Annotated in this window: 21 protein-coding genes; 10 read left to right on the forward strand and 11 right to left on the reverse strand. The window is 55.7% G+C overall.

What is annotated here, in order from left to right:
* Positions 1 to 84 precede the first annotated feature (84 nt).
* The 3 genes from AACZ86_RS10885 to AACZ86_RS10895 form a co-directional block, all read right to left on the reverse strand.
* Positions 85 to 1,353 (reverse strand): hypothetical protein, encoded by a 1,269-nt coding sequence (locus AACZ86_RS10885; protein ID WP_339692385.1) that lies wholly within the window; start codon positions 1,351 to 1,353, stop codon positions 85 to 87.
* A 123-nt stretch (positions 1,354 to 1,476) separates the two neighbouring features.
* Complete coding sequence (locus AACZ86_RS10890; RefSeq protein ID WP_339692387.1) at positions 1,477 to 3,333, reverse strand: endonuclease NucS domain-containing protein; 1,857 nt, start codon at positions 3,331 to 3,333, stop codon at positions 1,477 to 1,479.
* Positions 3,333 to 4,385, reverse strand: a complete 1,053-nt coding sequence (locus AACZ86_RS10895) for a hypothetical protein (protein ID WP_339692388.1) — start codon at positions 4,383 to 4,385, stop codon at positions 3,333 to 3,335. Before AACZ86_RS10895 ends, AACZ86_RS10890 begins: the two co-directional genes overlap by 1 nt.
* A 430-nt stretch (positions 4,386 to 4,815) precedes the next feature.
* On the opposite strand from AACZ86_RS10895, the gene AACZ86_RS10900 reads away from it, so the two are divergent.
* The 8 genes from AACZ86_RS10900 to AACZ86_RS10935 all read left to right on the forward strand — a co-directional run bounded on the left by AACZ86_RS10900 (position 4,816) and on the right by AACZ86_RS10935 (position 15,465).
* On the forward strand, positions 4,816 to 5,139 hold the full coding sequence (locus AACZ86_RS10900) for a DUF736 family protein (protein ID WP_339692391.1): 324 nt from the start codon (positions 4,816 to 4,818) through the stop codon (positions 5,137 to 5,139).
* A 167-nt stretch (positions 5,140 to 5,306) separates the two neighbouring features.
* Positions 5,307 to 5,540 (forward strand): helix-turn-helix domain-containing protein, encoded by a 234-nt coding sequence (locus tag AACZ86_RS10905; RefSeq protein ID WP_339692393.1) that lies wholly within the window; start codon positions 5,307 to 5,309, stop codon positions 5,538 to 5,540.
* Positions 5,533 to 6,117 (forward strand): S26 family signal peptidase, encoded by a 585-nt coding sequence (locus AACZ86_RS10910; protein WP_339692396.1) that lies wholly within the window; start codon positions 5,533 to 5,535, stop codon positions 6,115 to 6,117. The genes AACZ86_RS10905 and AACZ86_RS10910 overlap by 8 nt, the downstream gene beginning before the upstream one ends.
* Entirely contained in the window at positions 6,105 to 6,734 is a 630-nt protein-coding gene (locus tag AACZ86_RS10915) for a lytic transglycosylase domain-containing protein (protein WP_339692399.1), read from the forward strand. The genes AACZ86_RS10910 and AACZ86_RS10915 overlap by 13 nt, the downstream gene beginning before the upstream one ends.
* 271 nt (positions 6,735 to 7,005) lie before the next feature.
* Positions 7,006 to 8,982, forward strand: coding sequence for a relaxase/mobilization nuclease RlxS (rlxS, locus tag AACZ86_RS10920; RefSeq protein ID WP_339692401.1), 1,977 nt, complete (start codon positions 7,006 to 7,008; stop codon positions 8,980 to 8,982).
* Positions 8,983 to 9,323: 341 nt separating this feature from the next.
* Positions 9,324 to 11,699 carry an ABC-three component system protein gene (locus tag AACZ86_RS10925; RefSeq protein ID WP_339692404.1) on the forward strand — a complete coding sequence of 792 codons (2,376 nt, stop codon included), beginning with the start codon at positions 9,324 to 9,326 and terminating at the stop codon, positions 11,697 to 11,699.
* Positions 11,696 to 12,343, forward strand: a complete 648-nt coding sequence (locus AACZ86_RS10930) for an ABC-three component system middle component 1 (protein ID WP_339692410.1) — start codon at positions 11,696 to 11,698, stop codon at positions 12,341 to 12,343. The genes AACZ86_RS10925 and AACZ86_RS10930 overlap by 4 nt, the downstream gene beginning before the upstream one ends.
* Entirely contained in the window at positions 12,340 to 15,465 is a 3,126-nt protein-coding gene (locus tag AACZ86_RS10935) for an AAA family ATPase (RefSeq protein ID WP_339692412.1), read from the forward strand. Before AACZ86_RS10930 ends, AACZ86_RS10935 begins: the two co-directional genes overlap by 4 nt.
* A gap of 81 nt (positions 15,466 to 15,546) precedes the next feature.
* On the opposite strand, the gene AACZ86_RS10940 is transcribed toward AACZ86_RS10935, so the two are convergent.
* From AACZ86_RS10940 to AACZ86_RS10960, 5 genes are all read right to left on the reverse strand, one after another.
* Positions 15,547 to 16,404, reverse strand: coding sequence for a hypothetical protein (locus tag AACZ86_RS10940; RefSeq protein WP_339692416.1), 858 nt, complete (start codon positions 16,402 to 16,404; stop codon positions 15,547 to 15,549).
* Entirely contained in the window at positions 16,401 to 17,561 is a 1,161-nt protein-coding gene (locus AACZ86_RS10945) for a DNA cytosine methyltransferase (protein WP_339692417.1), read from the reverse strand. Before AACZ86_RS10945 ends, AACZ86_RS10940 begins: the two co-directional genes overlap by 4 nt.
* Before the next feature lie 149 nt (positions 17,562 to 17,710).
* Positions 17,711 to 17,911, reverse strand: coding sequence for a hypothetical protein (locus AACZ86_RS10950; RefSeq protein ID WP_339692419.1), 201 nt, complete (start codon positions 17,909 to 17,911; stop codon positions 17,711 to 17,713).
* Between the two features lie 434 nt (positions 17,912 to 18,345).
* A complete protein-coding gene (locus AACZ86_RS10955; protein WP_339692422.1) occupies positions 18,346 to 20,604 on the reverse strand; it encodes a PAS domain S-box protein in 2,259 nt (752 codons plus the stop codon).
* 172 nt (positions 20,605 to 20,776) lie between these two features.
* The gene (locus AACZ86_RS10960) at positions 20,777 to 21,574 is read right to left on the reverse strand and encodes a thioesterase family protein (protein WP_339692424.1); all 798 of its coding nucleotides are present in this window, start codon (positions 21,572 to 21,574) and stop codon (positions 20,777 to 20,779) included.
* 123 nt (positions 21,575 to 21,697) lie between these two features.
* Here AACZ86_RS10960 and AACZ86_RS10965 point away from each other — a divergent pair, with 123 nt between their 5' ends.
* Positions 21,698 to 21,997 (forward strand): integration host factor subunit alpha, encoded by a 300-nt coding sequence (locus AACZ86_RS10965; protein WP_339692426.1) that lies wholly within the window; start codon positions 21,698 to 21,700, stop codon positions 21,995 to 21,997.
* A gap of 28 nt (positions 21,998 to 22,025) precedes the next feature.
* Complete coding sequence (locus AACZ86_RS10970) at positions 22,026 to 22,412, forward strand: MerR family transcriptional regulator (protein ID WP_339692428.1); 387 nt, start codon at positions 22,026 to 22,028, stop codon at positions 22,410 to 22,412.
* Here the strand turns inward: AACZ86_RS10970 and AACZ86_RS10975 are convergent.
* The 3 genes from AACZ86_RS10975 to AACZ86_RS10985 are packed head-to-tail and all read right to left on the reverse strand — an operon-like array spanning position 22,409 to position 26,258.
* Positions 22,409 to 22,951, reverse strand: coding sequence for a histidine phosphatase family protein (locus AACZ86_RS10975; RefSeq protein ID WP_339692431.1), 543 nt, complete (start codon positions 22,949 to 22,951; stop codon positions 22,409 to 22,411). The two genes, AACZ86_RS10970 and AACZ86_RS10975, sit on opposite strands and share 4 nt — an antisense overlap.
* Positions 22,948 to 25,683, reverse strand: coding sequence for an ATP-dependent DNA helicase (locus AACZ86_RS10980; protein ID WP_339692433.1), 2,736 nt, complete (start codon positions 25,681 to 25,683; stop codon positions 22,948 to 22,950). Before AACZ86_RS10980 ends, AACZ86_RS10975 begins: the two co-directional genes overlap by 4 nt.
* On the reverse strand, positions 25,683 to 26,258 hold the full coding sequence (locus tag AACZ86_RS10985; RefSeq protein ID WP_339692436.1) for an NnrU family protein: 576 nt from the start codon (positions 26,256 to 26,258) through the stop codon (positions 25,683 to 25,685). The genes AACZ86_RS10980 and AACZ86_RS10985 overlap by 1 nt, the downstream gene beginning before the upstream one ends.
* Between the last annotated feature and the right edge of the window lie 36 nt (positions 26,259 to 26,294).

Consider the following 26,294-nt stretch of genomic DNA (forward strand, 5'->3'; position numbering starts at 1 on the left):
GGGCCGCGCGGGCTTGGCTGTCGCCAAACCTCGCGCGGCCATTAGTTTTGATAGGTACGCTTGCTTGAGCGCTGCACCTGTCAGCTATCTGCGCTGATACTTGTCTGCGATTTCGGCGACTTGGCCGGGATTGGTAGGTCCAACACCAAAGATATCGCGTAACTGATCGACAGCTTCGGTGAGGAGCTCGTGTTGGGCAGCGATATCCCAATTACGTTGGATACGCTCGAACTTGAAGCGGCCTTTCCTAGCCTGCGGCGACATCGACAGAACTTCACCCGGCCAGCGCACGCCATCCAGCCCAACAATACCGAATTCCGCGCGTCGTGTCATATTTGCCCCCATCCGATCAAAGGCCGCATTGGTCGTACGTAAAGCATCCCCCCAGCCAGTTATCAGGCCGTTGACGCTAAGGAAGTGATTTTCCTTGTTTGCGTAGATAGCGTTCTTATCAAGGATCCAGAACTCTCCGGTCTCGTCAAAATACATCGCCACCTGACCGGCTTCGCGCGGTTCTTGGTCTAGTGCCCCGGTGAACCAGCATCGCACATATCCTTGCTCGCATGCCCCATAGTCACCATCTCTGACTCCATTCAGGGGAGGTTGAACTGCATGCGAGCCGTCCAAGGAGCCAATCTCCGTGACGAGTGGGATGCCATTCGCCCAGCCAGCTGGGATCAAACGAAAATATGCGCGAGGTAGAGGTGCGAGCGCGAAACTGCTTCGTCCATTCGCACCAAGCGAGTCGAGATAGTCGACTGTCATCTGCGCATTTACCCAGATCGAAGGATCTTCTTCGTTTGCGGGGACGCCCTCAGGACGGACCTGAGCGTTGGTTTCATCGAGATGTTCTTCCAGATTGCGGCGAAGCGCGACAGTTAACGCCTTCACCAAGGATGCCTTGACCGCTTTTTTGGTTTGTGGCGACGCTCCCTCTGGTAATGAATAGGTCAATGCACGGCGTTGCCGTATGTCAAAAGGTAAGTCATCGGGGCTGAATCCTTCAGCAACATTCATCACGCCCACTAAACGACGCCAGCCTGGCATCTTGAGTGCCCAGCCCAGTTCGATTAACACATTGGGGTTGGGGAGCGCTTTGCCATCCTCTGTTCGGGCGATCGGGGTCAGGTCAGCGACAAATGCAGCAGACACTGCGATCTTGTCGAAAATCTCATTCGTGATTTCAACCATGCCTGCCGTATCCTTGGTGTCATGGTCTAACTCCGGTCGACCGGCTGGCTCCAATTCATACTCGTCAGCGAGCGCTGCAACCGCGTCAGTGAGCGCATCTTGAATAAACCAACGATTGCGCTTGGGAGCATAGTCGTTCTGCCAAGACCAGAATATCTTCACGCTCTGCCTCCTTCATTTACCAACATTAGTTCATTGACTGTAATCCTATGATAATCGACGGCGTGAGGTGCAGAGTTGAGACGAGTCCATGTTTTGACAAACACAAATGTTACTGCAGATAATTTAACCAGCGACATGGAGCCAGCCTTCCTCTTTTGCTTCATAAACTTGACCGCGCCCTGTGCCGAACCCTACGCCATGTTCCTTGAAACAGAGCGCGCAGACATTGGCACCGACACCGCGTTTGAGATGCGCATCCACCATGTAGCGGGCTAAGGCGAAGGGCCGGTCGCAAACATCGCAACCTTTGATCGTTTGTGTCCAGTAAAGGGTACGAGCAGGACTGTTTACTGTTGCAACGAGAGCTTCAAGTTCGTCCTCCGCCTTCATGATATCGCTGTTCAAATAGGCCTCAATTGACTTCGCGAAGCCGTAATCATGTTCCATGAAGAGTGCGACGATCTTGTGGATTTCGTCGACATTGGCGTTGATTAGCCCTGGTACTCCGCCGATTGGTGGTCGGGGCGACGCCGATATCGTTGCCCCCTGAACGCGTATACGCTCCGGCCCGTTCTCGCCTTCCCGCCATACCGCATAGCGGAGGCCGAGGTCATCCATTATATCGACGTTGAGGCTACGGTTGGAGCCAAAATGGACCATCATGAAATAATTGAAGGCGTTACCGTCGAAGTAGTCGGCGATTATTTTATCAAAATCAGGCGTTCGACCGTCCCAGTCGATCACTCCCATAAATTGTTCTATCTCACCTTTACTCTCAATATCAATTCGAAACGTTGCCATGAAGGCAGGATAACCAAATGCTAATCCTGCGATTCCCCGTAAGATATCCTCATTGCTGAACGCAAGTATGTGAAGATCGGCTTGGCTCTTGCGACAGGCATAGTCGATCAAGTCGCGGGCCATACCTCGCCAAGCCGGGTTAAAGAAAAATATATTCTCGACAGCGGCACGCATTGCTTCGATTTGAGGTCGTGAATCGGTATTCGCACGGAGGTCAAGCAGGAAATCAGACTCGCCGCCATGACCGACTATTTCTGTTAGGATGGTTGCGTCGTCAATACCAGCATCAGCGAAGCGGCCAAAGCGCTCAATTATAACGTCACGCTGTGCGTCATCTGCGAACCAGCGCCTCGCTTTTTCCGGGTTTGAAATCTCGCCATGATCGCCCCCAATTGCACGATAAAGCTCACCGCATCCGGTCATCCAGACTTCATCTGCGGCCTCAGCGACGCGGTCTTCCTCTTCTGTTAGTTCGGCGAGATATTCCTTATATTCTATGATGCGGTCTTTGCTCACTTGTGTTTCCAGCAGCTCCATATAGCCTGCAAGCGACAGTTGTTGCTGAGCGAAATAAACGAAACCTTTTTCGCGAATTTCCGGATTATTGGACTGGCTGCGGATGAGCACGAAGTCTTCAAGGCCCGCTGCCTGCATATGCTTTGCAATCAGGGGCACAGCATGGCTTGCTGCTGCCGGATCTACAAACCGCCACATAAAATGCCGTCTACTGATCCGGCGTGCGCCGACTAACGCAGGTAACGTAATCGGATCGACCCGCACCGGAAGACCATCATCGCCGAGCATGATCTTGCCAGCGGACAATTCATATGGTGCATGCTTGGCAAACTCCGAGTAAGGAACTAGCAGTTCGTGCCATTCGACCGAAAGTATGATGAGCCTGTAATCGGTCTCCTTTAACAAGAAACGCTCACGAAGGAGCGGCGCATATTTGACCAGTTCCTGCACCGCTTCGCGCGCAGCCGCATTGGTGCGTTTTATCTCAATAATGACGCGCTGGCCGTTTTGTGCCCGGGCGTAAATGTCGAGAAACGCTGATGCTCCATGGTTGTTCCTGAGGTGAAATTCTGTATCAACCAGAATCAAGCCCGGCTCAATCAAATCTAGTCGAGCGGCCAGAGTGTCTCGTATCGCGGCTTCATTTGGAGGCTTGGATTTCATCAGTCAGGCTCATTTTTCGAGCGCCATTTCGGCGGCAGGAATGTTGGTGTCACCCTTGGTTTTTGAAGAAAAATATATTGCACATAGGTGCCAAATCGTGCGCGGCTTTCCGTAAGAATGTCGGTGCAGCGCACTATGGAGTCGAGATCATCAGCGACTCCTTTCCAACGAATACGTTGATCGCCTTTGGTCTGGAATTGCAGTGCGGTCTTTAGGATATTTTGTGCCCGCCTGAGCCCACCCGTGCTGGTAAATGACTGTACCGCTTGACCATCTTCGACATTCGAGTTTGCTCTGACCCCAGACAAAACTGTCCATATCATCGCTTGCGGTAATTCTGTCTCCGCACGGCCCTCTCCATCATGAAAATAAGCACGGCGTACAGTGAACTCGGCTTGATAACCCTCCTTCGTTGCGATTTTATCGCCAGTACGCTCCATCTCGAACCGTAAACCGGTACCTGTGGTCGGAACGAGATAGAAGTCACCTGCAATCAGGCTCATCAAGTCGACCTTCATAACATCTTCAAGAGTATAGTCGAACCCTCCGGCGCGAGGCAGCCCGATAGCAAAGGGGTCAAACAGCAGCCACATGTCGATGGCGCGACAGCGCCAACCGACTAGCAGCGGATGGCCCAAAATCTCGGCATAGCGTCTCAACCTATCGAGATAATTAGCCTTGAGATGAAGCACGGGATCAGCCGTCGTCTTCACTTCAATAAGCGTGACGATGTGCTCGCCATTGGATTCAAACGTCGCAACGAGATCGGGGATTTGTTGTGCGGCCGTATCGGCGACAAAGGCGTCTTCAGCAAGACGGTGCACCATTCGGCACGGCCCTAACCATCGCAGGATAGCAGATAATTCGAGTTCGGCTGAAAGACCAAACTCGACATGTTCGGCCGTTTTGATGAAGTTCTCGACATTGTCTAGGTCCCAGTCGAGTGCTTCCGCTGTTCGTGTAATGATATGTGCAGCATTGATAGTGTGGAAGGGTCGAGCTGGACGGACGCGAGCATTGGGATGCTCTTGTTTAGATTCGTTATCAGACATATCCAGCATCCGCTCCTTCCACCGATCAAAATAGGGTCGACAGCTTGTCGATTCAATTACGCATCCATAACATTATTGTTCGTTTTCATCTGGTTCGGCTATGATTTACTGCTGACCTAAGCATCAAATCTACCCCAATTACCATCGCTATACTCCTCCACGCCACGATGAGCACCTGTCTCCATGGCTCCCGATCGTCCATTTCGCGTGGGTGATGTCTTGTCCTGACCAGCGCGTTCGACGGCAAAACCTGCACAGACATGCTTATTTCCCCGCCGGGCTTCGCCCCGCTCCTCGCGCAGCAAATAAGCATGTCCTGCAGGTGCTCCACTGCGTTGCGCCCTTCGGTTCGCCGCCGCCCTTTTACGCTGGTCGTTGACACATCACTCCCGAGCGAATGGTCGCTGGGGAGAATTTAAGGAGACAGAAAATGCCTGCAATCGGTTATGTAACCCGCAATTCCAATGGTGGATTTAGCGGCAATCTCAAAACGCTTTCGATCCAAGCCAATGTCGAAATCGTTCCCAATGATGGCAAAACCAGCGAGAATCAGCCCGACTACCGGGTCACCTCCGACGGCGTTGAAATCGGCGCTGGCTGGACCCGCACTGGCGAAACATCCGGCAAGGATTACGTGTCGCTGAGCCTCGCTGCTCCCGAATTCGGGCCGCGCAAGCTCTACGCCAATCTTGGCCGTGCCGCTGGCCATGACGATATCGAGACCTACGCCGTCATCTGGAATCCGGCGGACTGATCGTACCATTGGCCCCGCTCCGGCGGGGCCAATGCACATATCTAATCGCCTCACAGCAGGGTCGAAAACACCACAGGGCGTTTTCGACCCTGCTGCTTTTGTGCTTGGCGCGTCATCTTGGTTGCAGCGGACGGCAGTTCAAAGCAGCCCGTAGCAATGAGGACAATATGGACAAGAATGACGCAATCGAGCGAGCAAGTCAGGCCAAGAAAGGCAGCCCCTTTCTCAATACCGAACAGGCCGCTTTCTATCTCGGCCTATGTCCCAGAAAGCTGCAATCGATGCGCAGCGAAGGCACTGGCCCGCGCTTCCGGCGGCACAGCCGCTATGTCCGTTATCATATTGACGATCTCGATAGCTGGTCGCGAGATACGTCCAACGGCGAGACCGGCGATGCGTAAATCGCGCAAGACAGGCATCCCATTGCCGCTGTGCGAATGGCAGAAAACGCAGCGAATTAAGGCGGAACAGCGCAAGGGGCTGCGGCGCTGGATGTTCGGCATTGGTGTTGGAAGCGCGGTCCTTGTAACCACAATTGCCTTCCCACCGCGGCCTTTTTTCGTTTGGAATGCAAGTGCCAGCACGCCGATTGGCCTTTACTATATCGGCTCTGATGTAGCGTTAAATCGCGGCGATCTGGTCGCGGTCTGGTTGCCGGAACGAATGCGCCAGTTTGCCGCCCAGCGTCACTATTTGCCGCGCAATATACCGGCACTCAAACGCATTGTTGCGATCAACGGCGACACTGTCTGTGCAGCAGGAAAGCATATTTATGTGAACAGAAAGCACACCGCCGACCGGCTGTCAGTCGATACCAAAGGCCGCGCCATGCCCTCGTGGGACGGATGTAAGACCCTAGGTCAGGGCGAGCTATTTTTGCTCAATAGAGACGTTCAAAACTCTTTCGATGGCCGTTATATCGGCATTACTAAAGAATCCGATGTTATCGGAAAAGCGACTTTTCTATGCGCCGGTTGAGGCTTTCTCTCGCGCTCATAACGCTCGTGGTTTCGTCACCAGCAGCCGCTAATTCCGTTGATCACTGGCAACCACATATCACCGAAGCCTCGCTGCGCTTTGGTATTCCGGAACACTGGATTAAGAGGGTGATGCGTGCCGAAAGCGCCGGGAACACAACGCTCAACGGACGACCTATACGTTCGCATGCTGGCGCTATGGGGCTGATGCAGGTCATGCCGGCAACCTGGGCACAGCTCACCAAAACACATCGCTTGGGTCCAAATCCCGATAATCCCCGCGCCAATATATTGGCCGGGACCGCCTATTTGCGCGATATGTATGACCGCTTCGGTTATCCCGGTTTGTTTGCCGCTTACAATGCGGGACCGGGAAGATATCGCGCCTATTTGCAGGGCCGCAGCCGCCTGCCTGCCGAGACAGTTGCTTATGTTCGTATCGTTGCTGGCCGGACAACTTATGCACGTTCAGTGACATCGCAGGAGCGCACAAAGGTGGCCGCGAGACCGCCAGACGTTATCTTCTACAGGGTGCAATCCGCCTCACAGAATGGTTCCGTTGGCACGCCAGCTCAGCCGGAGGGTGGATTGTTTGCGATCCGCAAGAACGATCAATGAAAGGCTCCTCGTACCGGCGTGGCAGGCGGCGATCTTGGCGCGAAGAACGGGGATGCAGTAATCGGGAGAGAAGGAAAGGCGAAGGCAAGATAAAAGCAAAATCTCGCAGAGCGAGCTATATCATTGTCTGCACATCCTTTTTTAGAGAGACTCTCGCCTCATCGTTGCAAATCAGGGAGATCTTTCGGCGAGAACGCCAGCTTTTCCGAGACTTTACACTGTCTCGTTGCTCGTTACGCCACGAATACACCCCGGAATTGGTGCGCTCGGCATGAGCGATGACGAGTTCAAACCCAGGCTTGGGCGCATCCGCAGCAAAGGTGGTAAGAAAGCCAAACGTTTCCTGCATAGAGTGCTGGCGTCCTCAGCCCTGGCGGGCGGTATCAAGCGATCTGGCAGCAAGTCTATATTTACAGGCGCACGGATCGGGCGCGGTGCCGCTATTGGACGGGTGCTCGGGTATCGCAATCACCATTCCGGCGCGCGCACGCGCCGCGCCGTCATCAAATCGCGCTATGTGAAACTGGCTGGCAAGGGACGGGCAGCAGCGCAGGCCCATCTGCGCTATATTGAGCGTGACGGCGTCACCTGTGAAGGCGAGCCGGGTGAGCTCTATGCAGCCGAAAGCGATCATGCCGACGGCAAGGAGTTTTTGCAGCGCGGGCAGGAAGATCGCCACCAGTTCCGGTTCATTGTGTCGGCCGAAGATGGCGCGCAATATGACGATCTCAAACCATTGACCAGGCGGTTTATGGCACAGATGGAATCCGATCTTGGCACCAGGCTCGATTGGGTGGCGGTCGACCATTTTAACACTGGCTATCCGCACACCCATATCCTGCTGCGCGGAGTTGATGATCGCGGCAAGGATCTGATCATCGCGCGTGATTATTTGAGTAGTGGCATGCGCGAGCGATTATCCGAATTGGTCACCCTTGATCTCGGACCGTGCAGTGATCTCGAAATTGAAGAAAGGCTGCGACATGATGTTGGCGAAGAGCGCCTGACGAGCATTGATCGCCGACTCATGCGCGACATGGATGAAGAGCGGATTGTTACCGCCATGGACCGCGAGCCTTTTCAGCAGTCCTTGCGGGCGGGGCGGTTGCAGAAGCTCAAATCTCTGGGTCTGGCAGAGCCGATTGGCAAGGGTCGCTGGCAACTGGAACAAGGCTTCGAGAACACGCTGCGCGATATGGGCGAACGGGGCGATATTATCCGGACCATGCAGCGCGACCTGTCCGCGAAGAATTTGAAACGGGCACGGGCAAACCAGATCATCCATGGTGGCAAATCGCCGCTGACGGAGCCCGTTTTGGGCCGGGTGGTGACACGCGGGCTTTCTGATGAGATTAATGATCGCCAATACATCATCGTCGATGCCGTTGATGGACAGAGCCATTATGTTGAGATTGGCAAGGGGGATAGTCATGAATCCATTCCCAGCGATGCGATCATAAATGTGAAACCAAGACAATCTGGTATCCGCAAAGCCGACCAAACCATTGTCGATGTCGCGGCGCAAAATGAGGGGCATTATGATATCGAAGCGCATCTGCGGTTTGATGCCAATGCTTCCGAACAATTTGCACAAACCCATGCCCGCCGTCTCGAAGCCATGCGGCGGATCATGGGCAATGTGGAGCGCGAAGCAGATGGGCGCTGGATCATCGAGCCAGACCATCTGCAGAAGACCGCCGACTATGCCACACTTCAGGCCCGCGACAAGCCGGTGAACATTGACATCTTGTCGTCCGTTCCATTGGATCAGCTAACTAACATAGAAGCCGCGACTTGGCTGGATCACGAGCTTGTCGCAAAGACGCGTGAAGGTGTTCGTGGCACTGGCTTTGGTAAGGAAGTTTACGTGGCTCTTAACATACGTCGTCAGTGGCTCATTGAGCAAGACTTGGCGAGCGAGCACGGCGGCTCAGTGAGCTATAGCAAAAACATGATTGCGAATTTGCAGCGTAGGGAACTGCTTAGGGTTGCCCGGCAACTAACTGACAAAAGTGGGTTGGCTTTTCGTGAGACGAAGCAGGGCGAACATATTGAAGGTGTTTTGAAACGGCGCGTTAATTTAGTTAGCGGTAAGTTTGCCATGATTGAAAAGTCGCGAGAGTTTACCTTGGTACCTTGGCGACCTATGTTAGAGAAACATATGAGGAAGCAACTGTCTGGGGTTATGCGCAACAGTGGTATAAGTTGGACCGTAGGTAGAAAGCAATCAGGACTGACAATATCTTAAATAGTTGAGGTAAGATAAGTCTGCGCCCCCCTGTCGTTGTAACTGTTGTTTAGTGGTGCGGATATATATTATGCTAAATTAATCGACTTTCTGGCTTCGGTTTACCAAATATAAGCGTGGCAAATCCTGTCCGTAACGGACCAATCTATAGACGGAAGCTCTCGTACAAATACCATAGCAAAATCCGTTGATGACCAGTTATTTAGCGTGCATAGCGCAATTTGGTATAGGTACAAAACGGAGAATTATGTGAGAGGCGGTGCTGGACAGTTTTTTGGTAATAGCTGTGCCTTGTTTGGGCACTTTTACTATAGTTCACGAAGTTTTCACGTTTGCATATAATGGAGAGCGTCGACCTTCCTTTTGATGACTGGTTGCTTTTGGCAGGATCTCCTGCCGACACCGGCCTGCATTTCGTAGGCACTTTTGATCGGCGGATAACTTTCTATTCGCAACAGGTGCGCGCATTGCGGCTAGTACACGCATTAAGCAAATCCGATAAACTGAAGCCATCTGATACAATAGCAGTGGTTGGCGCGGGTGCCGCGGGCGTCACAGCAGCGCTCGGCCTGGCGTTACTAGGGAACGATGTGACGCTGTACGATCCTGCTACATCGATATTGCAGCTGCAAAGCGCATCTCCTCGATTGTTGCATCCTCATATCTACGAATGGCCCGAGCTCGGGTCTCTTGATGATCGAGCCGGTCTTCCATTCTTGGATTGGGTTGCCGGCACCGGCGGTGAGGTCTGCAGTAGATTAAAGGCGGACTTCGACGCTGCGAATGCTCGTCTTACGAATCTCTCATTTAAAGACTCCCACTCGTTGAGCTCCGTCGAGAAAGTTGACGCGCGCTGGCGACTAGGATTGTCAACAAACGCCGCCATGGACTTTCGTCAATTTGATCATGTCATATTGGCGATCGGGTTTGGTAACGAGATTCCCTGCGGGAGCGCCAAACCGGTCCACTACTGGAAGCAGAACTCCGTGGGGTCGACCGCAGCAGAACCGCTCAGCCCCGCGACCTATATTGTCAGTGGCAATGGCGATGGCGGCCTCACCGATCTCCTCAACTTGCTAGTCGAAAATTTTGAGCATGTTGGGTTTACCAAGCAATTCCTGGACTATTTTTCCAACGACACGCTTCGCGCCGAGACGGAATCCGCATACGCTGGAATCTCAGCAGGAGGGGACCTTGAGGCCGCGTTCACCGCCCGGCTATTGCCGCTATTCACTGAATTGAATGTTATCGACCGGATTGGCCAGATGCTCCGCGCCGATCGCCAAGTCACGATCAATAGCTTGGGTCCGTTGTTTGCGGCGGGCCAGGCAGCTCAACTGAACCAAGTGATGGCCTTCGCCGTCCTCGCAGCTGCAACGCACGTCGACCGTCCTGTGGGACGGAGTTCTGGCCAGGTGACGGATGCGACAGGTAACGATGGGGCGTTCCAGGTCGCCGGCTTGAGCGTGGATGGGGTCTCACTGACCCAGACCTTTCAGCATGTTGTGCTTCGGCATGGTCCCGATCGCGCTGACCGGTACAAACCTGCGGGCAGCCACTTCGAGACCTACAGAACACACATTTTGGAGCTCCTCGCGGCGCGACCAGAACTTGTTGTGCCGCCGGTCTTGGCACCGGATACGTACGAATTTTTCGAAGTGCTTCGGATGAATAAACTAGAAGACCACGCATCACGGCTTGCCTCGGAAGCAAACGCCGAAAGCGCGAAATCAACGCTTTTCCTTGGCATTGACCGGGCTACGCGACTTCCGGTCGAACAAGGACGGCAACGCCTGTTGGACGTTGCAGACCAATGCGAGCGCTTAGCCAGCAACGTCTCACTCCATCTCGCGGCCTCACCTTCAACTATGCCAGCTTTTGACGATATCGTGCGTCTTGCAAGGGCCAGCGGCGGCCGAATCACATTATCGACTCTTCCCGAATGGTTGGGCGCATGGCAGAAGACTGCTCCAGCGATCGGCACTGCGCCTAGTGCGGCTTCGCACTACCCCTGCTCTACTCTTGCAATAGATGGTCTGGATGCGGCGATCGATGCTTGCCTCCTCCGGCTGCTGGATCAGCGCATTCAGGCCGCATTGGCTAATCATAATTGCGAGACGTTGGGTCCAATTAATCCAACTATCACTGCCGCCATCGCACCGACATGGACGACCTGGCACGCTTCTTTGAATGCAGACAAAGCGCTGCTCGGCGCGTTTCTGAGCTGGCTGGCCAGTGTCGAACAGCATACGCGAACTGTTTGGACCGGCGATCATGATCGTATCCCGCAACTCGCAACAGCGCTTATCATGATGCTGGCGACACACCATGGTGAGGCGCTCGAACCCGCACTTGTCGAGCGGGGAAATCTTAAATTCAGCCTCAACGCATTGGCCCTCGGGTCAGGTTGTGAAATGGTCGGCCAACAGCCTATTTCCGTCTGGGACCAGCCTGACCAGTGGGGTGTAGACGCGCTCATCCTCTCTGGGTCGTCGGAGATAGAAGTGTCAGACCCGCCTGGGCGCATTTTCGATGCCGGCAAATTTGGCTTGGGAATGACAACTGCGAGAAGGGTCCGGCCCGTTGTGATCCGCAACGACAAGCACTGGCGAGCCCGTTTGACCGAGGATCTAACCACATGGCGGACCGCCATAGAGACTGAATTTGCCGCTCTGCGCGACCGCCAAGATCAGGAACTACAGGAGCTGACCAAGTGACCCCCGAGATATTGCGTGACAAGCTGATAGCGGCAGCCAAAGCAATGGAATGGTCAGCTACGATAGAGCCAGATTTCGTATCTCCAATGTTCAGAGGGCGGCAAGATGCTTCAGGCGCTTCCCTTCCAAGCATCACCATAGGTCTTCGGCTTGGTTCCTATCCCGTCCTTGTGGCACCTGTCGCATTGAACAGCGGCGATGAGATAAAAGCATCATTGAAAGCGCTGCATAATCAAATGGTGATCGCACGGTCGTACATGCGGGCGGAAGAGGTCATAAACGCGCATATCATGCTGTGCGTCACCGAGACGAGCCCCACGGCCGATTGGCGGGGGTTGATCGACCTTGTCGAAAGAGATGAAACAGTCTGCCGAAAGGTAATCTGGATGCCGGACGCGGATGCAGTGGGCGCATCCTTTGCGCGGTTCCTTGCGCGAACCTTTCTCGCCCAGCCCTGGCGATCGTCAAATGCTGTACTCAATGCGCCGCTGGATCACAACCAAGGCCTCGCCGAACGAATTTTGATCAAACACGGGCTCTCAGAGCCTTCGGCGGACCGATGGGTTAAACTTGCGGATATCTACAAAAACGATCCCGATGGACTAATTCCGCAGTTGGTAGCCGCCTTGGAGCAAGCAGAATGACGCCGCTATACCTGCAGCGTATTGCTCTCCGACAATTCCGGAGTTTCGCAACACTTGACGTTGAGATTCCGGCGATGCCCGGGGTTCTTATCGTCCACGGCAGCAATGGTTTAGGTAAATCTTCCCTGTTCGATGCGCTTGAATGGACTCTTTCCGACCGGATTGACCACTTTCGAGACGCAACAGGTGTCAACAAGCCGGGGACGTATCTTTGCCGTTGGCGTGACGGCGACCCAGGTCCAACCAGCGCAACAATGACGTTTTCCGACGACAGCATTATTGCGCGTAGCTTGTTGTCGGCGAGTTCGACAAAATCCCAGCTTGGCGGGAATGTTTCAGACGTCACTTCCTACCTTCGCGCTCCGACATGGCAGCAAAGCATTTCGGAATTGCAGCGCTATCTGCTGCTCACACATTTCCTCGGTCAGTCCACCCTTTCTCGCCTGACCTATCGAAAATCCACTGAGCGCTTTGATATATTGAAAGAAGCCGCTCAAAGCACCGCCATCGAAGCGATCGCTAACTCGCTGCATGGCCAAGGCAATAACACTGTGGTGCGCGCCTATGCCCGTGAGATTGAGAGACTCGAACGCGAATGTAAGGCGCTGGATGACGTGCTCGAGCAGGAGGCTACGCTTTGGTCTGAGACACAGATGTCGGGAGCGATCGATGACGCCGCAGCCGTCCTCGAGGCAAGCGGTATTGCTGACCAATTGATTTTGGCGCAGATCGGCGGCCATCAACTTTCAGATACACTAAGCCATGACTCTGAGCCGACGCCCGACAGTCTGCAGGCCGAAGCCGACCAGATTGAGCGCGATTGTCTTGAAACTGAAGCGAAAATCAGCGAGGCGAAAAAGTTGCATAGCGATCTGCAAAGAGTGCTGGCTGACATTGCCGAAAATGAAGCTTCGCACCTCAGCAGCCAGACACGCATTGATGCGCTTAGCCGGGAACTCGAGCAAGCACGGAACAATCAAGAGCAACGGCGTGCGGATGTTTCTACTCGTCGAGAGTCTATGATTGTTGTGAACTCCGGCCTTGGCCGACTTCGGGACTTGATAGACGCGCGCGAGCTCGTAGCAAAGCTGACCACTCAACATCGCGAGGCAATTGGTGTCTTGTCAGTGGTAGAACAAACTCAGAAAGAAGCCGAACGGACGGTCATTCAAGCAGAACGAACACAACAAATAATTCAACGCCTGAGCGGGGAAATTGAATCATTCAATGCGGAACTGACGCGTCTGCGCAGCGTGGTCACCACCGTTGACCAAGCTATTGAGTCTGGCGAACGTATTCGTGAACAATCAGATATGCTGGCTGAAATTGTAGCTGCCAATCCGAACCTTGATCAGTCCGTGATTGATGTTTCAGCTGCTGTTGCCGCAGTCGAAGATAGGGTCAATGTACAGAAAGGCGCGGTCGAGGCGCTTCGTGATACGGTTGATACCTTGTCGACCGCGCTTGCTTCGATCGCGACCCATTTGCACCCCGATGAGAGCGATTGCCCCGTCTGCAATACTCACTTCGCTAGTCCTTCAGACCTTCAGGCTCGGGCTTCAACGGCCGCTCAGCGTCTCGCACCTACTCTTGTAGTTCAGGAAAAGGCACTCCGAGACCTGATCGCCGACCGTGACGAGCGGAAAGCCAAACTTCAGACATTGAAAGCGGCGCAGGCGACTATCCGCTCGAGCCGAGAAGTGCTGGACGCAGAAAAGTTAGCGAACAACGCGTTGTTCGCGCGTATCACTGAGATATCGAGTGGCGCTACAATCTCGCTATCTGTCGATAGGGCGAAATTGACGAATGAAATTGCGGCGGTGAATACGCGGCTGCGGCGCAAGCAGCGCTGGCATACGCTCTTGTCGTCTGAAGGAATCTCCAGTTATGGTGTTGATCGAGCGAACGCGATCCGCAGCCGCGATACGGCGCAGCGGGCAGTGGAAGCTTCGAAACGTAAAGTTGCAGATCTCTCCGCTTCCCTTAGTCGCGCGAATGCTGACGAGGCAGCGAAACGGTCGGTAATAGATAGTACGGAAGACATTGGGTCTGAGGTTCTTGCGGCGATGCTTCGCGAAGCCGAGTCTGCCACAGGCCGAAGCCAAGCCGAATTGGACGCAGCAATACAGGTGCTTGCTGACACGGACGCAATCATTGCCGCATTGGAAGCAGAACAAGCTGGGCTAAAAGCGCGGCTCATCGAGAACGATTCTCGCAAGTCGGAATTGGAGGATACAGCTCGGCGAATTCGAACCGAGTGGCTCGATCTTGGGCGATTTGATACTGAGCCAGACCTGGTCTCCCCGCACCGCTTAGAACGTCGCGTGTCGGAAGCCAGAGTGTTGGTCAAGAAAGCTCAAGGCCAAATAACTCGACTGCGCCAAGGGCGCCTTGCTTGGGCTAGGCAGCTGAGTCACCGCGCGGTGCTCGAGCAAGTAAGGGAGCAGGTCGACGGGCCGCCCAACGGTGGTCGCAGCGAATTGCTTGCGAGCGCGGACTCGTTGCGAGAAAAATATCGGTCAAATGTACAAGCAATTCGTCAGGTCAAAGAAATTGCTCGAGCAGCGAGCGCTGACATCAATGCAGAACTCGAGGATTTCAATTCTGAGTATATCAAGCCTCTCGGCTTTCTCATGGCAGAAATAAATCAGGCGATCTTGTGCGATCCGAGAGTCGGGATCGATCTGCACGTCAAGAAAAAGAAGATCGAGCAGAGTGCTGTCAAACAGGGCGAGGTTCCTGAGGCAGTCGGCGAAATCGATCCGATGCTAGTGCACAGCGAAGGTCAAATGGCCGCACTGGCAGTTAGTATGTTGTGTGCTGCGAGCTTAACGTTTCCGTGGTCACGATGGAAAGCTCTCGTCCTTGATGATCCGCTTCAGCATAACGATTCCATCCATGCCGCTGCATTTGCAGATCTTATGGGGAATCTAGTTAGCGCTGAGGGTTATCAGATACTTCTCTCAACCCACGATGTGGCTCAAGCCGAGTTCCTTCAACGCAAGTTTCGGTCGCGCCGCATTCCTTGCACTACACTAAGCCTCTTGGGGATCGGTAAAGAAGGGGTCGAGTGGTCAGTGCGATCCCCTACGTCAGGCAACCCTGAAGCAGCGACAGCCTAAATCTACGTATCTTCGATCTCGGAAATCGCTGCGTTCAGTTTGCGCAAATGTCGTGCAAAATAGATGAAAGGCGAAATGTGTTTAGGTCCGCCGGATCGCGGTCGGAGCCGATTCCTGTGCGACCTTGCCGCCACGTCGTATTCTTGTGGTTCTCAGCGTTTCGGCACCTCGATTCTCCACGTCGAAATCGACGAAATTGATTTCATCGGGCTCGCCTTGGAAACAGGCGTTGAAGGCTGACAGTAATTCGACCGATTCCAAGGCTTGGGCTTTGGGCGACGGATTGTTGCGCGGTGCGGCTATGGTAGCGGGAAAAAGATAGATGCATGGCGGCGGCAAGTTATATGGTCCCACTTCGTTGAGCCTCGCATCGTTCCCAATAATTTTCGGGCAGGGTCTTCCTATGGTACCGCACACCATATCCCAGACGATCAGTCCATCGATGCGCTGCGACCTTGCGATAATTTCCGCGCTTAGACGGGTATGGACACCGGACCATACGTTGTGGCGTGGATCGGCACCTGGATTGGTGCAAACGCTCCACAACACGAACTCGTTCGCGTGCGGCGGCCGCTCGAATATGTTGGTGTTATTGCCATCGAGGCAACCCTTAAGCTCGATGGCGGCGATTTTGCCGCTGGCCATCGTGACCGAGTAATCGTGCCGGTTGTTTTCTCCGGCAGATTCCCATTCGCGAATATATTCCCGGTCCTGCATGTGGTTGAGGATATGCGTGACGAACTCTCTCTTTGCCCGCATGGTGGCCGAGAATTGACCGCGGATTCGTTCGATCGCGCCGCGAAAAAGCCCACTATTGTAAAATTCCGTTTCATCAAGACCATGCTCGCCGAGCAGATGAGCTTGCGTTTTTAACGTTTCGGCAAATTCTTCGATCTGCTTACGTAACCCGGCATTTTGTTCGCAAGGAATGACCGTCATGCAACTGCCCTGAGCCGCGCCGAGGCCGAGAGGAGCAGCGGTTCGAATATTTGATCCGCAAGATGCCGGACGACCGGCACGACGACTCCGTCCCCTGTCAGATGATAAGCTTCGTTATAGTTTTCCGGCAGAGCATAGCTATCCGGCAAGCCCATGAGCCTCGCCGTTTCCCGGCTTGAGATAAGGCGGGATTTTACGCGCTTGCCGTCGACGACCAAGATAAGTTGGCGACTGGACCCTCCGGCGGGCGTCCGTAGACAGCCTGCAATGTCGTCGAACCGTACTTCTGCGCGCTGCACTTTGTTGCCCTGCGCGTCCAACCGCGTTCGTTTGTATATCGTCCCCACCATTTTAAGGCCGCTACGTTTCGCGTGATTCACTTTTGCTAGATTGACCGTGCTCATCATTCCAAGGAGCTTTGCCGTCTGTTCTGACGAATGCCATGAAACGCTTTTTGGACTTTCTTCTATCAAATCAGCGAACCGCATGTTCGAGAGCGCTGGGGGCGTTAACCGCCACCATAACCAATCGCGTTTGCTCTTGTTGGGCAATCGATCGAAGGCGGTGCGAAGTGCCTTGGTATGCCACTGCGCGGAGGCTCCGTCGCCAACGAGCCCTTGAGGAATTGGGAAATCTTTGCGCACGCCGATGACGAACAAGCGCGGCCGCGAGTGCGGAACGAATAACGCTGCGTCGATGACAACAGCACCGAAGCGATAGCCGGATTTAACGAATGTATTACATATGGCGGCAAAATCTTCGCCGCCGTGAGACGTCAAGGTGCCACAGACGTTCTCAAGCGCAATGATATCTGGTGCCCGGCCATCGGCGACCAGATCGTCCATCAGACGCCAAAATGGCCAGAAAGTTCCCGACCTGTCTCCGCGTAACCCAGCGCCGCCGCCAGCTAGCGACAAATCTTGGCAAGGAAATGACGCCCAGACCAGATTTGGACTGCCAGGCAAGTCCGAAGAATTGAGCTTGCCGACATCGCCGCAAACGGAAGCCTCTTCGCCCCAGTTTTGGCGGTATATCCGACTTTTTTTATGGTCGAAGTCGTTGGAGAACGCGCATTGCCAGGCATCTGAACCCAACCCGGCCCGTGCCATTCCACCGCCGGCAAAGAACTCAAAAAATGATAACTTTTCGCTTCGCATGGTTTGTTCTCCCTAGCACCGTATATTGATCGATACATCCCGTAAAATCAAGAACAAACAAGGAACGCGTTGGTTTGTCGCAGAAACGCCATTGGCTTCCGTGATTTTTTCAAGCGAACAATAAGCCGACCCTTGGTGTCGCAGGACGTTTATCGATCTCTCACCTTCGTTTTTTCCTTAGTGATGAGATTCCGGCGAATGCGTTCTTGGATGGTTTCGCGTTCGGCTGCCTTAGGTTGCAGACCCTTGACCTTGTTCCCGGCAACGATGGTAACAGCGAGCTGCTTTTTGGTTTCCTCGACAAATTCGCGGCACCGCGCCGGATTATCCGGATGGCTTGAAGCGGCCATGATCGACAAAATCCGTTCCATCAATTGGTACGAAGCCGGGAAGATGTCAGGCGTTTCTTACGTCCCGCGGAAGAAGAATTGTTGATACTCTGGGGCGAGAAGTTCTTTATCTCGAAGCTTGGCAGACTTGTTGCAAGTGCTCCTGAGGCTCAAGCAGGCACCAAATAGAATGCGATGCTGAATTTTTTTCCATCAGACTAAGAAAAAGAGCCTGATGGTTCGAGTCCCAATTTCCTATCAATGACAAAAGACGGTATATTTGTCGGTATATAATCGCCAAATAAGATGTATTTATACCAATATTACAACGCACTAGTCACAAGTCACGGTCCCTCTTCTGGCACCATATTTTCATTGATCGAAATATATCGATATTCGAATCTCAATTCGGGTCGGCTGAGACGATTCACACGTGGTTGTGCGACTACCCACTGTTACGTCGTCGTAGCGCGGAGCATCTGGCCCAGTTCTTTTACCAGCAGTTTCGACTGGATCGGCTTGGCGAGATGGAGCGAGCCGGAGAAGGCTGCCGGCCGGTCGTCGATGCTGCGCCCCGAGACCGAGAGATAGGGCGTTCCCATTCTCGACAAAAGCTCCGCGACCGGTTCCGACGTCTCTTTGCCCAGGTTGATGTCCAGCACCGCCGCGTCACATATTTCATTCTCGAGATATTCAAGAGCCCCGCCGACCGTAGTGACCGGGCCGAGTATGTCGAAACCGGCGTCTTTCAGAATTTCCGCAATCTCGATTCCGATCAGGATCTCGTCCTCCACCACCAGAATCCGGTGGGTTGTGCCGGGTCGCGCTTGCCTGGACCCGATGACCGCACTGCCTTGCTGTGTTGACGGGTGCGGTCCGCTAAGCACCTTGCTTGCCCGGCACGACAATTGGCAGAAAAGGCCGGTTGGTCGCCAATCCAGATCGACCTCTCCCTCGAGACTGGCCTCGAGCAGGCGGTCGATGATCGTGGACCCGAAGCCGCTGCGCGACGGTTTTTCGACTCTCGGGCCCCCATGTTCGCTCCAGCTCATCGAAAAATCTTGCTCCGCTCCAGTCCCTTGTTCGAGCTTCCAGATGATTTCGATGACACCTTCATCGTTTGACAGCGCGCCATATTTGGCGGCGTTGGTGGCAAGTTCATGCAACGCCATTCCGATCGCCTGGGCCGCCGGTGCGGTAATCCTGAGCGGCGGGCCGGACAATTGTATCCGCGGCCCTATCGCATCGCCAAAATGGGCAAGCTGCGACCGCACCAGTTCGTCGAGCGGGACATCTTGCCAGCAGTTGTTCAGAAGCACATCGTGGCTGGCAGACAGCGCGAGTATGCGCTCTTCGAAGCGCTGCACGAAGGTTGTGGCGTCGCTAGCGGCGGTTTGCCGCGCAATGACCTGCACCAGGGTCAGCATGTTTTTCGCGCGGTGGTTCACCTCGCCCATCAGCAGGCGCTCGCGCTCTTCCGCGCGCTTGCGTTCGCTTATGTCATGCGCGATTTTCGAGGCGCCGACGATATTGCCGGCGGCATCGTAAATCGGCGAGACGTTGACAGCGACGTCCACCCGCCGCCCGTCACGACACACGCGGACCGTCTCGTAATTGCTGATCTTCTCGCCACTGTTCAGTCGCGAAAGAATGTCGTCTTCCTCGTACTGACGGTCTTCCGGAATGAGAATGCGGATCGATTTGCCGATCATTTCACCGGCAGAATAGCCGAAGATCTTCTCGGCCCCGTCGTTCCAGCTTGTGATTGTGCTATCCAGCGTCTTGGAAATGATCGCCTCGTCGGACGATGCAACGATGGCGGCGAGATGCGCGCGTGCCTGTTCCGCGCGCTTCCGGTCGGTGATATCGGTGATCGAGGCATAGAAAATATTTTCGACGCCGGGAAAAAACTGCAGTTGTACCGCGACATCATAAGTGGAACCGTCCTTGCGTTCGTGCACCGCTTCAAACAGCAGGTTCGGCACCTCTCCGTTCCGCAGCGGTGTCACGAAATCGATGAATTGTTCCTTTGTATATTGCGGCTTCAGGTCCCAGGGGGTGAGGATCTGAAGCTCTTCCATCGAATAGCCGAGATTTTCCCGCGCGCCCCGGTTCACCAGTTCAAAATAATAGCTGTCGGCGCCGAATATATATATTTCACTGACCGAATCCTCGACGATCCGTCCGAGCCGTTCGTTGAGCGAGGCGGTCGCCAGCCGTTCCAGTTCCGCTGCCGCGCGGCCGGAAAACAGTTCGACGATTTCGGCCGCCTGTTCGGGATGTTCAATGACTTTGTCGTCGAGCGCCGCAAGCAGACCGAGAATTTCCCCGGATGATGATCGAAGCGGGGTTCCGATATAGGCCTCTGCGCCCATATCCTTCAACATCTGGTCGTCGGGGAAGAGATCAATAATATTGTCGGGAAAGCAGCAGGCGCCCTGACCGACAATATCCGCGCAGGGTGAATGTTCCAGCTGATATTCGAAATTTTCTCCGGGACCATTGTCCCAGACCGCTACCGTGCAGGCTTGCCCGGGGTCTACCGGATGGAGGGTGGACAGGAACACCCAACGGACCGACAGCGCTTCCGCCAGCGCCTCTACCATGACGGGGAAAAAGGCTTCTCCCACGACTTTGGAACATGAGGCCAGCTTGGCCTGTACAGAAGAGAAAGACTGTATTGCGCCATTTGGCGTTTGCGTAGCCTGTACCATCGGTTGCTCCCCCAGAAGCCGATATGTAAAAGCTTCGCGCGGTTCCTGCAACAGGATGTTTCGAGCATGATTTGCGTGGGACCTGCTGCATTAGCCTGAGTAGCCATCGATCGGGAGCCATCGCATCCGGCACGCCGACGCGATTATCCGGTTTGGCGGCCCCGACCCTATGTCAGGCGTAGTAGGCCACGCTCTGCATCGCGGTTGCCATCAGCTCGCGGCGGCTGTTCCAGATACTCATATACTGGCTGCTCGCCCCGTGATCGGCGTGGTGGGTGTGGGAATCGATCAGCCACCAGCCATCCCCGGTCGTGAGCTTTTCGGCAATGATATTGACCTGCCAGTTCATCGAGCTGACCATCGCGTTCTGGTCGAGCAGTCCCATCACCGAAGGCGGCAGGCTGTCGCACATGCAGAGGATTTCAGCCATCGGATCAAGTCCGTCGCGCTGTTTCAGCCGCATCCAGCGGGTCAGACGATTGGTTTTGGTGCTGGTATCGATTCGCTTGCCGACATATTCCATGTTCGAAGTGAAAAATTGTGGCGGACCGCTGTGCAGGCCCTCGCTATCCGGAAGGGGCGGGAAATCGGGCTCGACAATGTCTGAAGTCTTGACTTCGGTCGGGCGGGGCGCGGCAAAGATGAAATTGCAGTGGAGCCCGAGACCCTTGTCACCAAAAATCTCCGACTGGACAAATGCGGTATTCTTGCCACGGCGCAGCATCGCGGTTTCCGCCGTCAGTGCGCCAAACAGCGGGCCGGTGAAGGCAATTTGTGCCGAGCGGAGCGGCGGCAGGTCATCCTCGATATGGCTGGCTGCGTGATAGGCAAGCGCGCCGGACAGGCCGCCGAAGGCGGTCCGGCCCTGCGTCCAGCTTTGCGGCAGAGTGACGGGATTGTCCGGTCCGCCGGGTCCGCATTGATCGAGCAGTTCGGCGAGGGCGACTGGTTGAGGATGTTTATCGGTCATCTTTTCCGCATATCGGGCTAATCGGCTGAAATCCACTGGTAAGTTTGCTGCCGACATTTACAAAAGCTCGGATTTGATTTATGGCTTTGGTTAGTTTTCAATCTCTTGATGGAAGATGTTGTGATGAGCTATACAAACACCCTGACCCGCGCCGATCTCGCCGAAACAATGAACCGTCAGGTCGGCCTGTCGCGGGCTGACAGCGCGGTCATGGTGGAATCAATTCTTGATCATATGATCGAGGCACTGGTCGACGGTGAAAATGTCAAGATTTCGGGATTTGGCACTTTCGTGCTGCGCGATAAAGGTGAACGCACCGGTCGCAATCCCAAGACCGGTATAGAAGTGCCGATTGCACCGCGCCGGGTTCTGACCTTCCGCGCCAGCCAAACGATGCGTGACAGGATTATCGCTGCAGGTTAATGGCCCGGTGAACCGGGGGAGTTAGAGTATGACCAAGGAACAAGGGGCTTTTCGGACCATCGGAGAGCTTTCGAAAGAGCTTAGCATCAAACCCCATATTCTGCGCTATTGGGAAGACCAGTTTGCGGTTCTGACGCCGCTTAAACGGGCCGGATCGCGGCGCCATTATCGGCCCGAAGATGTCATGATGGTCAAGACGATCAACCGTCTGCTCAACGAAGAAGGCTATACGATCAAAGGCGCCCGCAAATTTCTGTCCGCACGGCGGAGGGGCCCCGAGATGGTCGAAGATGCGCCGCAATCGGCCGCTGCAGCCCTACCGCTGGCGGGGAATGGGCAGGAGGATAACAGCTTGATTCTGGCCGAACTGAAAACGATCCGCGATCAGCTGACGAACGCGCTGAACCACGCTTAGTCGTAATTCGGGCCCAGTTCCGGATCGAGGTCGCGCGGCCGAGTGAAACGGTCCAGTGTGCCGCATTTTTCTGTGATATCCGCCCAATTGTCGATGGCGAGCGTCATCTCGGCCAGCGTTGCGGTCGGATATTTTGTTTCCACCTCGTCACGCGCCGGGGAACTTCCGTCATCGGGAACGAGATCGAAGATAAGGTCTTCCAGCCCCGGGTTATGCCCGACCATCAGGATATGGTCGGCATCGGCGCGGACACCGCGCAATACATCCAGCAAGGTAGCCGAGGAGGCGAGGTAGATCTTGCGATCCCAGGTCGGTTCCATCTCCAGAGCGCTGGCTTCCTCTACATTCTCGAGTGTCTCGATCACCCGCACCGCCGGCGACGCCAGTATCTGGTCAAAGGCCAGGCCATTGCGCTGGATGAAGCGGCCCATGACCGCAGCGGCGCGTTTGCCCTTCTTGTTGAGTGGCCGGTCAAAATCGCGGTCGACCGGGTCATCCCAGCTGGATTTGGCGTGGCGCAGGAGTGTGAGTTTTTTCATTGCGGATTGTCATGCATCAAACTTGTTTCAGTTGGAAGACCGGATTGTTCCATTTTTGATTTGGCCTGGCGGATCTCGGCCAGGGCCTGTTCCAGCGGCATGCGTTCGATCGGCGTGCCTTCGGGAAAGGCCGAGAACAGGCGCGTGGGAAAGGATGAAGAGAGGATGACGAAATGGCCATGATCGTCGGCGCGGCGGATGATACGGCCAAAGGCCTGGGCCAGACGCGCGCGAATGATCCGGTCGTCATAGGCGTTGCCGCCGCCAGCCATCTTGCGGGCACGGTGGAGGATATTCGGTCGCGGCCATGGCACCGATTCCATTACCACGAGGCGCAGGCTCTGGCCGGGAACATCGACCCCGTCGCGCAAGGCGTCGGTGCCGAGCAGGCTGGCCTTGGGATCGTCGCGGAAAATGTCGACTAACGTGCCGGTGTCGATCGGGTCGACATGCTGGGCGTAGATCGGCAGTCCGCTCTGCGCCATCCGGTCGGCGATTCGGGCATAGACCGTGCGCAGGCGTCTGATCGCGGTGAACAGGCCGAGCGTCCCGCCCGCCGAGGCTTCGATCAACTGGGCATAGGCACCGGCAAGGCCGGCCATATCGCCGCGCTTCACATCGGTGACGATGATGACCTTCGCCTGATTGGGATAGTCGAACGGGCTGGCGACCTCGAATTCCTGCGGGGCATGTTCCAGATGGACAGCGCCGCTGCGCGCCCGCGCGGTATCCCAGCCGCCGCCGCCTTTTAGCGTAGCCGAGGTGATCATCACGCCATGGGCGGGTTTGGTGACGACCTCGGTGACCGGGATGGTCGGGTCGAGCCAGTGACGGCAGATGCCGATATCATATTCGCGGCCCTCGAACCGGTCGATCATCAGCCAGTCGACGAAATCGGGATCGGCAGGACCGCCGATACGCGACAAGAGCGAGAGCCAGCCGGACAAAGTATCGCGGCGCCAGCCGAGGCTCGACAATGCGCCTTCCATACGCGCCCGGGCGGGAGCGTCCATCCAGTCGGGGCCTTCCTCGATCAGATGTTCGATCCGCTGGCCGAGACGGACCAGCGGCTTGAGCAGGGCATCCATCGCCTGTGCGGCTGTGGCGACCGCGTCGATCATCGGCCCTTCGATATGGGTCAGCTCGGTTTCCAGCCCGTAGCCGGCATCGGCGCTCTGGCTTTCATCGCGAGCGAAGACCATCGCGCGCACCTCCTGGAGCAACGCCTCGATCGGACCGGATGCCTCGCCTTCGCCAATCCGCTGGAGCCAGCCGTCTCCGGGCAGGGCCTCGGCTGCGACACGAGCACTTTCAATCGCCCGTCCGCCTTCCTCGTCATAGGATGCAAGATCGGCGAGCCGGGCGGCGAGTCCGCGACGGCGGCCGCGATTCTTCGTTTCCGGTCCGATCACCCAGCGGCGTATTTCTATCGCTTCCTGTCCGGACAGCCGCGCGGCAAACATCGAATCGGCGGCGTCGAACAGATGATGGCCTTCGTCAAAGATCAGTCTGGTCGGCCGGTTCTGTTGTTCGCGTCCGCGGGCGGCATTGACCATGACCAGTGCGTGATTGGCGATGACAATATCGGCCTGCTGGCTGGCGCGGGCCGCTTTCTCGATGAAACATTTGCGGTAATGCGGGCAGCCGGCATAGACGCATTCCCCGCGCCGGTCGGTCAGCGCGGTGGCGCCATTGCGACGGAATAATGTGGGCAGCCATCCGGGCAGATCGCCGCCGACCATATCGCCGTCCTTGCTATAGGCGGCCCAGCGCGCGACCAGATGGGCAAGAATCGCTGCCCGTCCGGTAAATCCGCCTTGCAGCGCGTCTTCCAGATTGAGCAGGCAGAGATAATTTTCCCGTCCCTTGCGCACCACGACTTTCTTTCGGAATGTCTCTTCGTCCGGATAGATGCGGCGGGTCTCGCGGTCGAGCTGGCGCTGCAGCGCCTTGGTGAAAGTTGAAATCCATACCGTACCGCCAGCCTGGCGAGACCATAAGGATGCAGGCGCGAGATAGCCGAGCGTCTTGCCGATTCCCGTCCCCGCTTCCGCCAGCAACATATTGGGCACGCCCTTGATCTTGCGCGGGTTGAAAATCTGGCTGACGGCGGCCGTATAGCTTTTCTGGCCTTCGCGTTCTTCCGATCCTTCCCCGGTCAGGGCGTCGAGCGTGGCAAGTGCCTCTTCCTTGTCCACGGTGATTGATCGGGGAGCCGGGCGCGGCGGCTCTTCCTCCCATTCGGTCAGCTTGGAAAACAGCCAGCGTTCGGCCTCGACCGGCTTCTCCAGTTTGCGTCCGACCTCCTGCGCCCAGGGCCAGCGCAACCGGTAGAGCGCTTGAGCGCTGCTCCACGCGCCTTCCCGCTCCTTCCAATAAGGGGCTTCCAATCCTTCCAACAGCAAGCTTGCGGCTTGCCGGCACAGCGCGGCGATATCCGCCTCCTGCTCCGGCGGGGTGAGCCCCAGTGTCTTGGCGAGACCGGCCGGTGTCGGGACGACGAACTGGGCCGGATGGATGAAGGCGAATAGCTCTAGAAGGTCCAGGCCGGAGAGATCGGGATAGCCGAGTCGTTGCCCCAATAAGGGAGCGTTGAGCAGAATATGCGGCGTTTCCGCGACCCTGCCGATAGCCTCGCCCTTGCCAATCGCGCGGGTTTCGCCATCGATCGAGCAAATCCAGATGCCGCTGTGGCTGGCATGCAGCGCGGGAAAGGGGAGCGGCGCGACCATTAGCCGCCGACGACCGGTACGCCAGCGAACCACGGATGGAGGAACATCAGAACGGCATAGAGTATCGCCGCAATGACCACGCTCAGCAATTCGCGGCCAGCGGTCGCGATCTTGGCCGGCTTCACCCAGACGCCCTCGTTGCGCGATATGGTGATGATCGAGATCAGCGCCCACAGGCCTAGTCCACCGAACAGCACCAGCGACTTGTTGTCGCCATTGGCGAGCAGATGGCCGACCGCCCAGATCAGCACACCAGTCAGCATCGGATGGCGGATCCACTGCCGGATGCGCGAAGCGCCTTGTGCCGCGCCGAGCAGCAGGATCGCCACGAACATCAGCGTCATATTGGCATGGCGGCCCCATGCTGGCGGATCATAGACAAATTCTGCGGTGGTCGAGCGCCAGCCGAAAACCATCAGCGCCAGCGAAACCAGCAGCAATAATGTTACCAGCCCCTTGTGCGGCCCTTCGCCGACAGCGCCCTGAATCGAGGCGCGCAGTCTCGGCATGACGGACTTCATCAGATGTATCAGGCTCCACAGCAGAACCCCGACGATCAGCATTTCCATGTTCATTCTCCCGCTTTTGTTGCGTTCTACCTTGCCATATAG

This window comes from uncultured Parasphingorhabdus sp., from assembly GCF_963975735.1.
Taxonomy (GTDB): domain Bacteria; phylum Pseudomonadota; class Alphaproteobacteria; order Sphingomonadales; family Sphingomonadaceae; genus Parasphingorhabdus.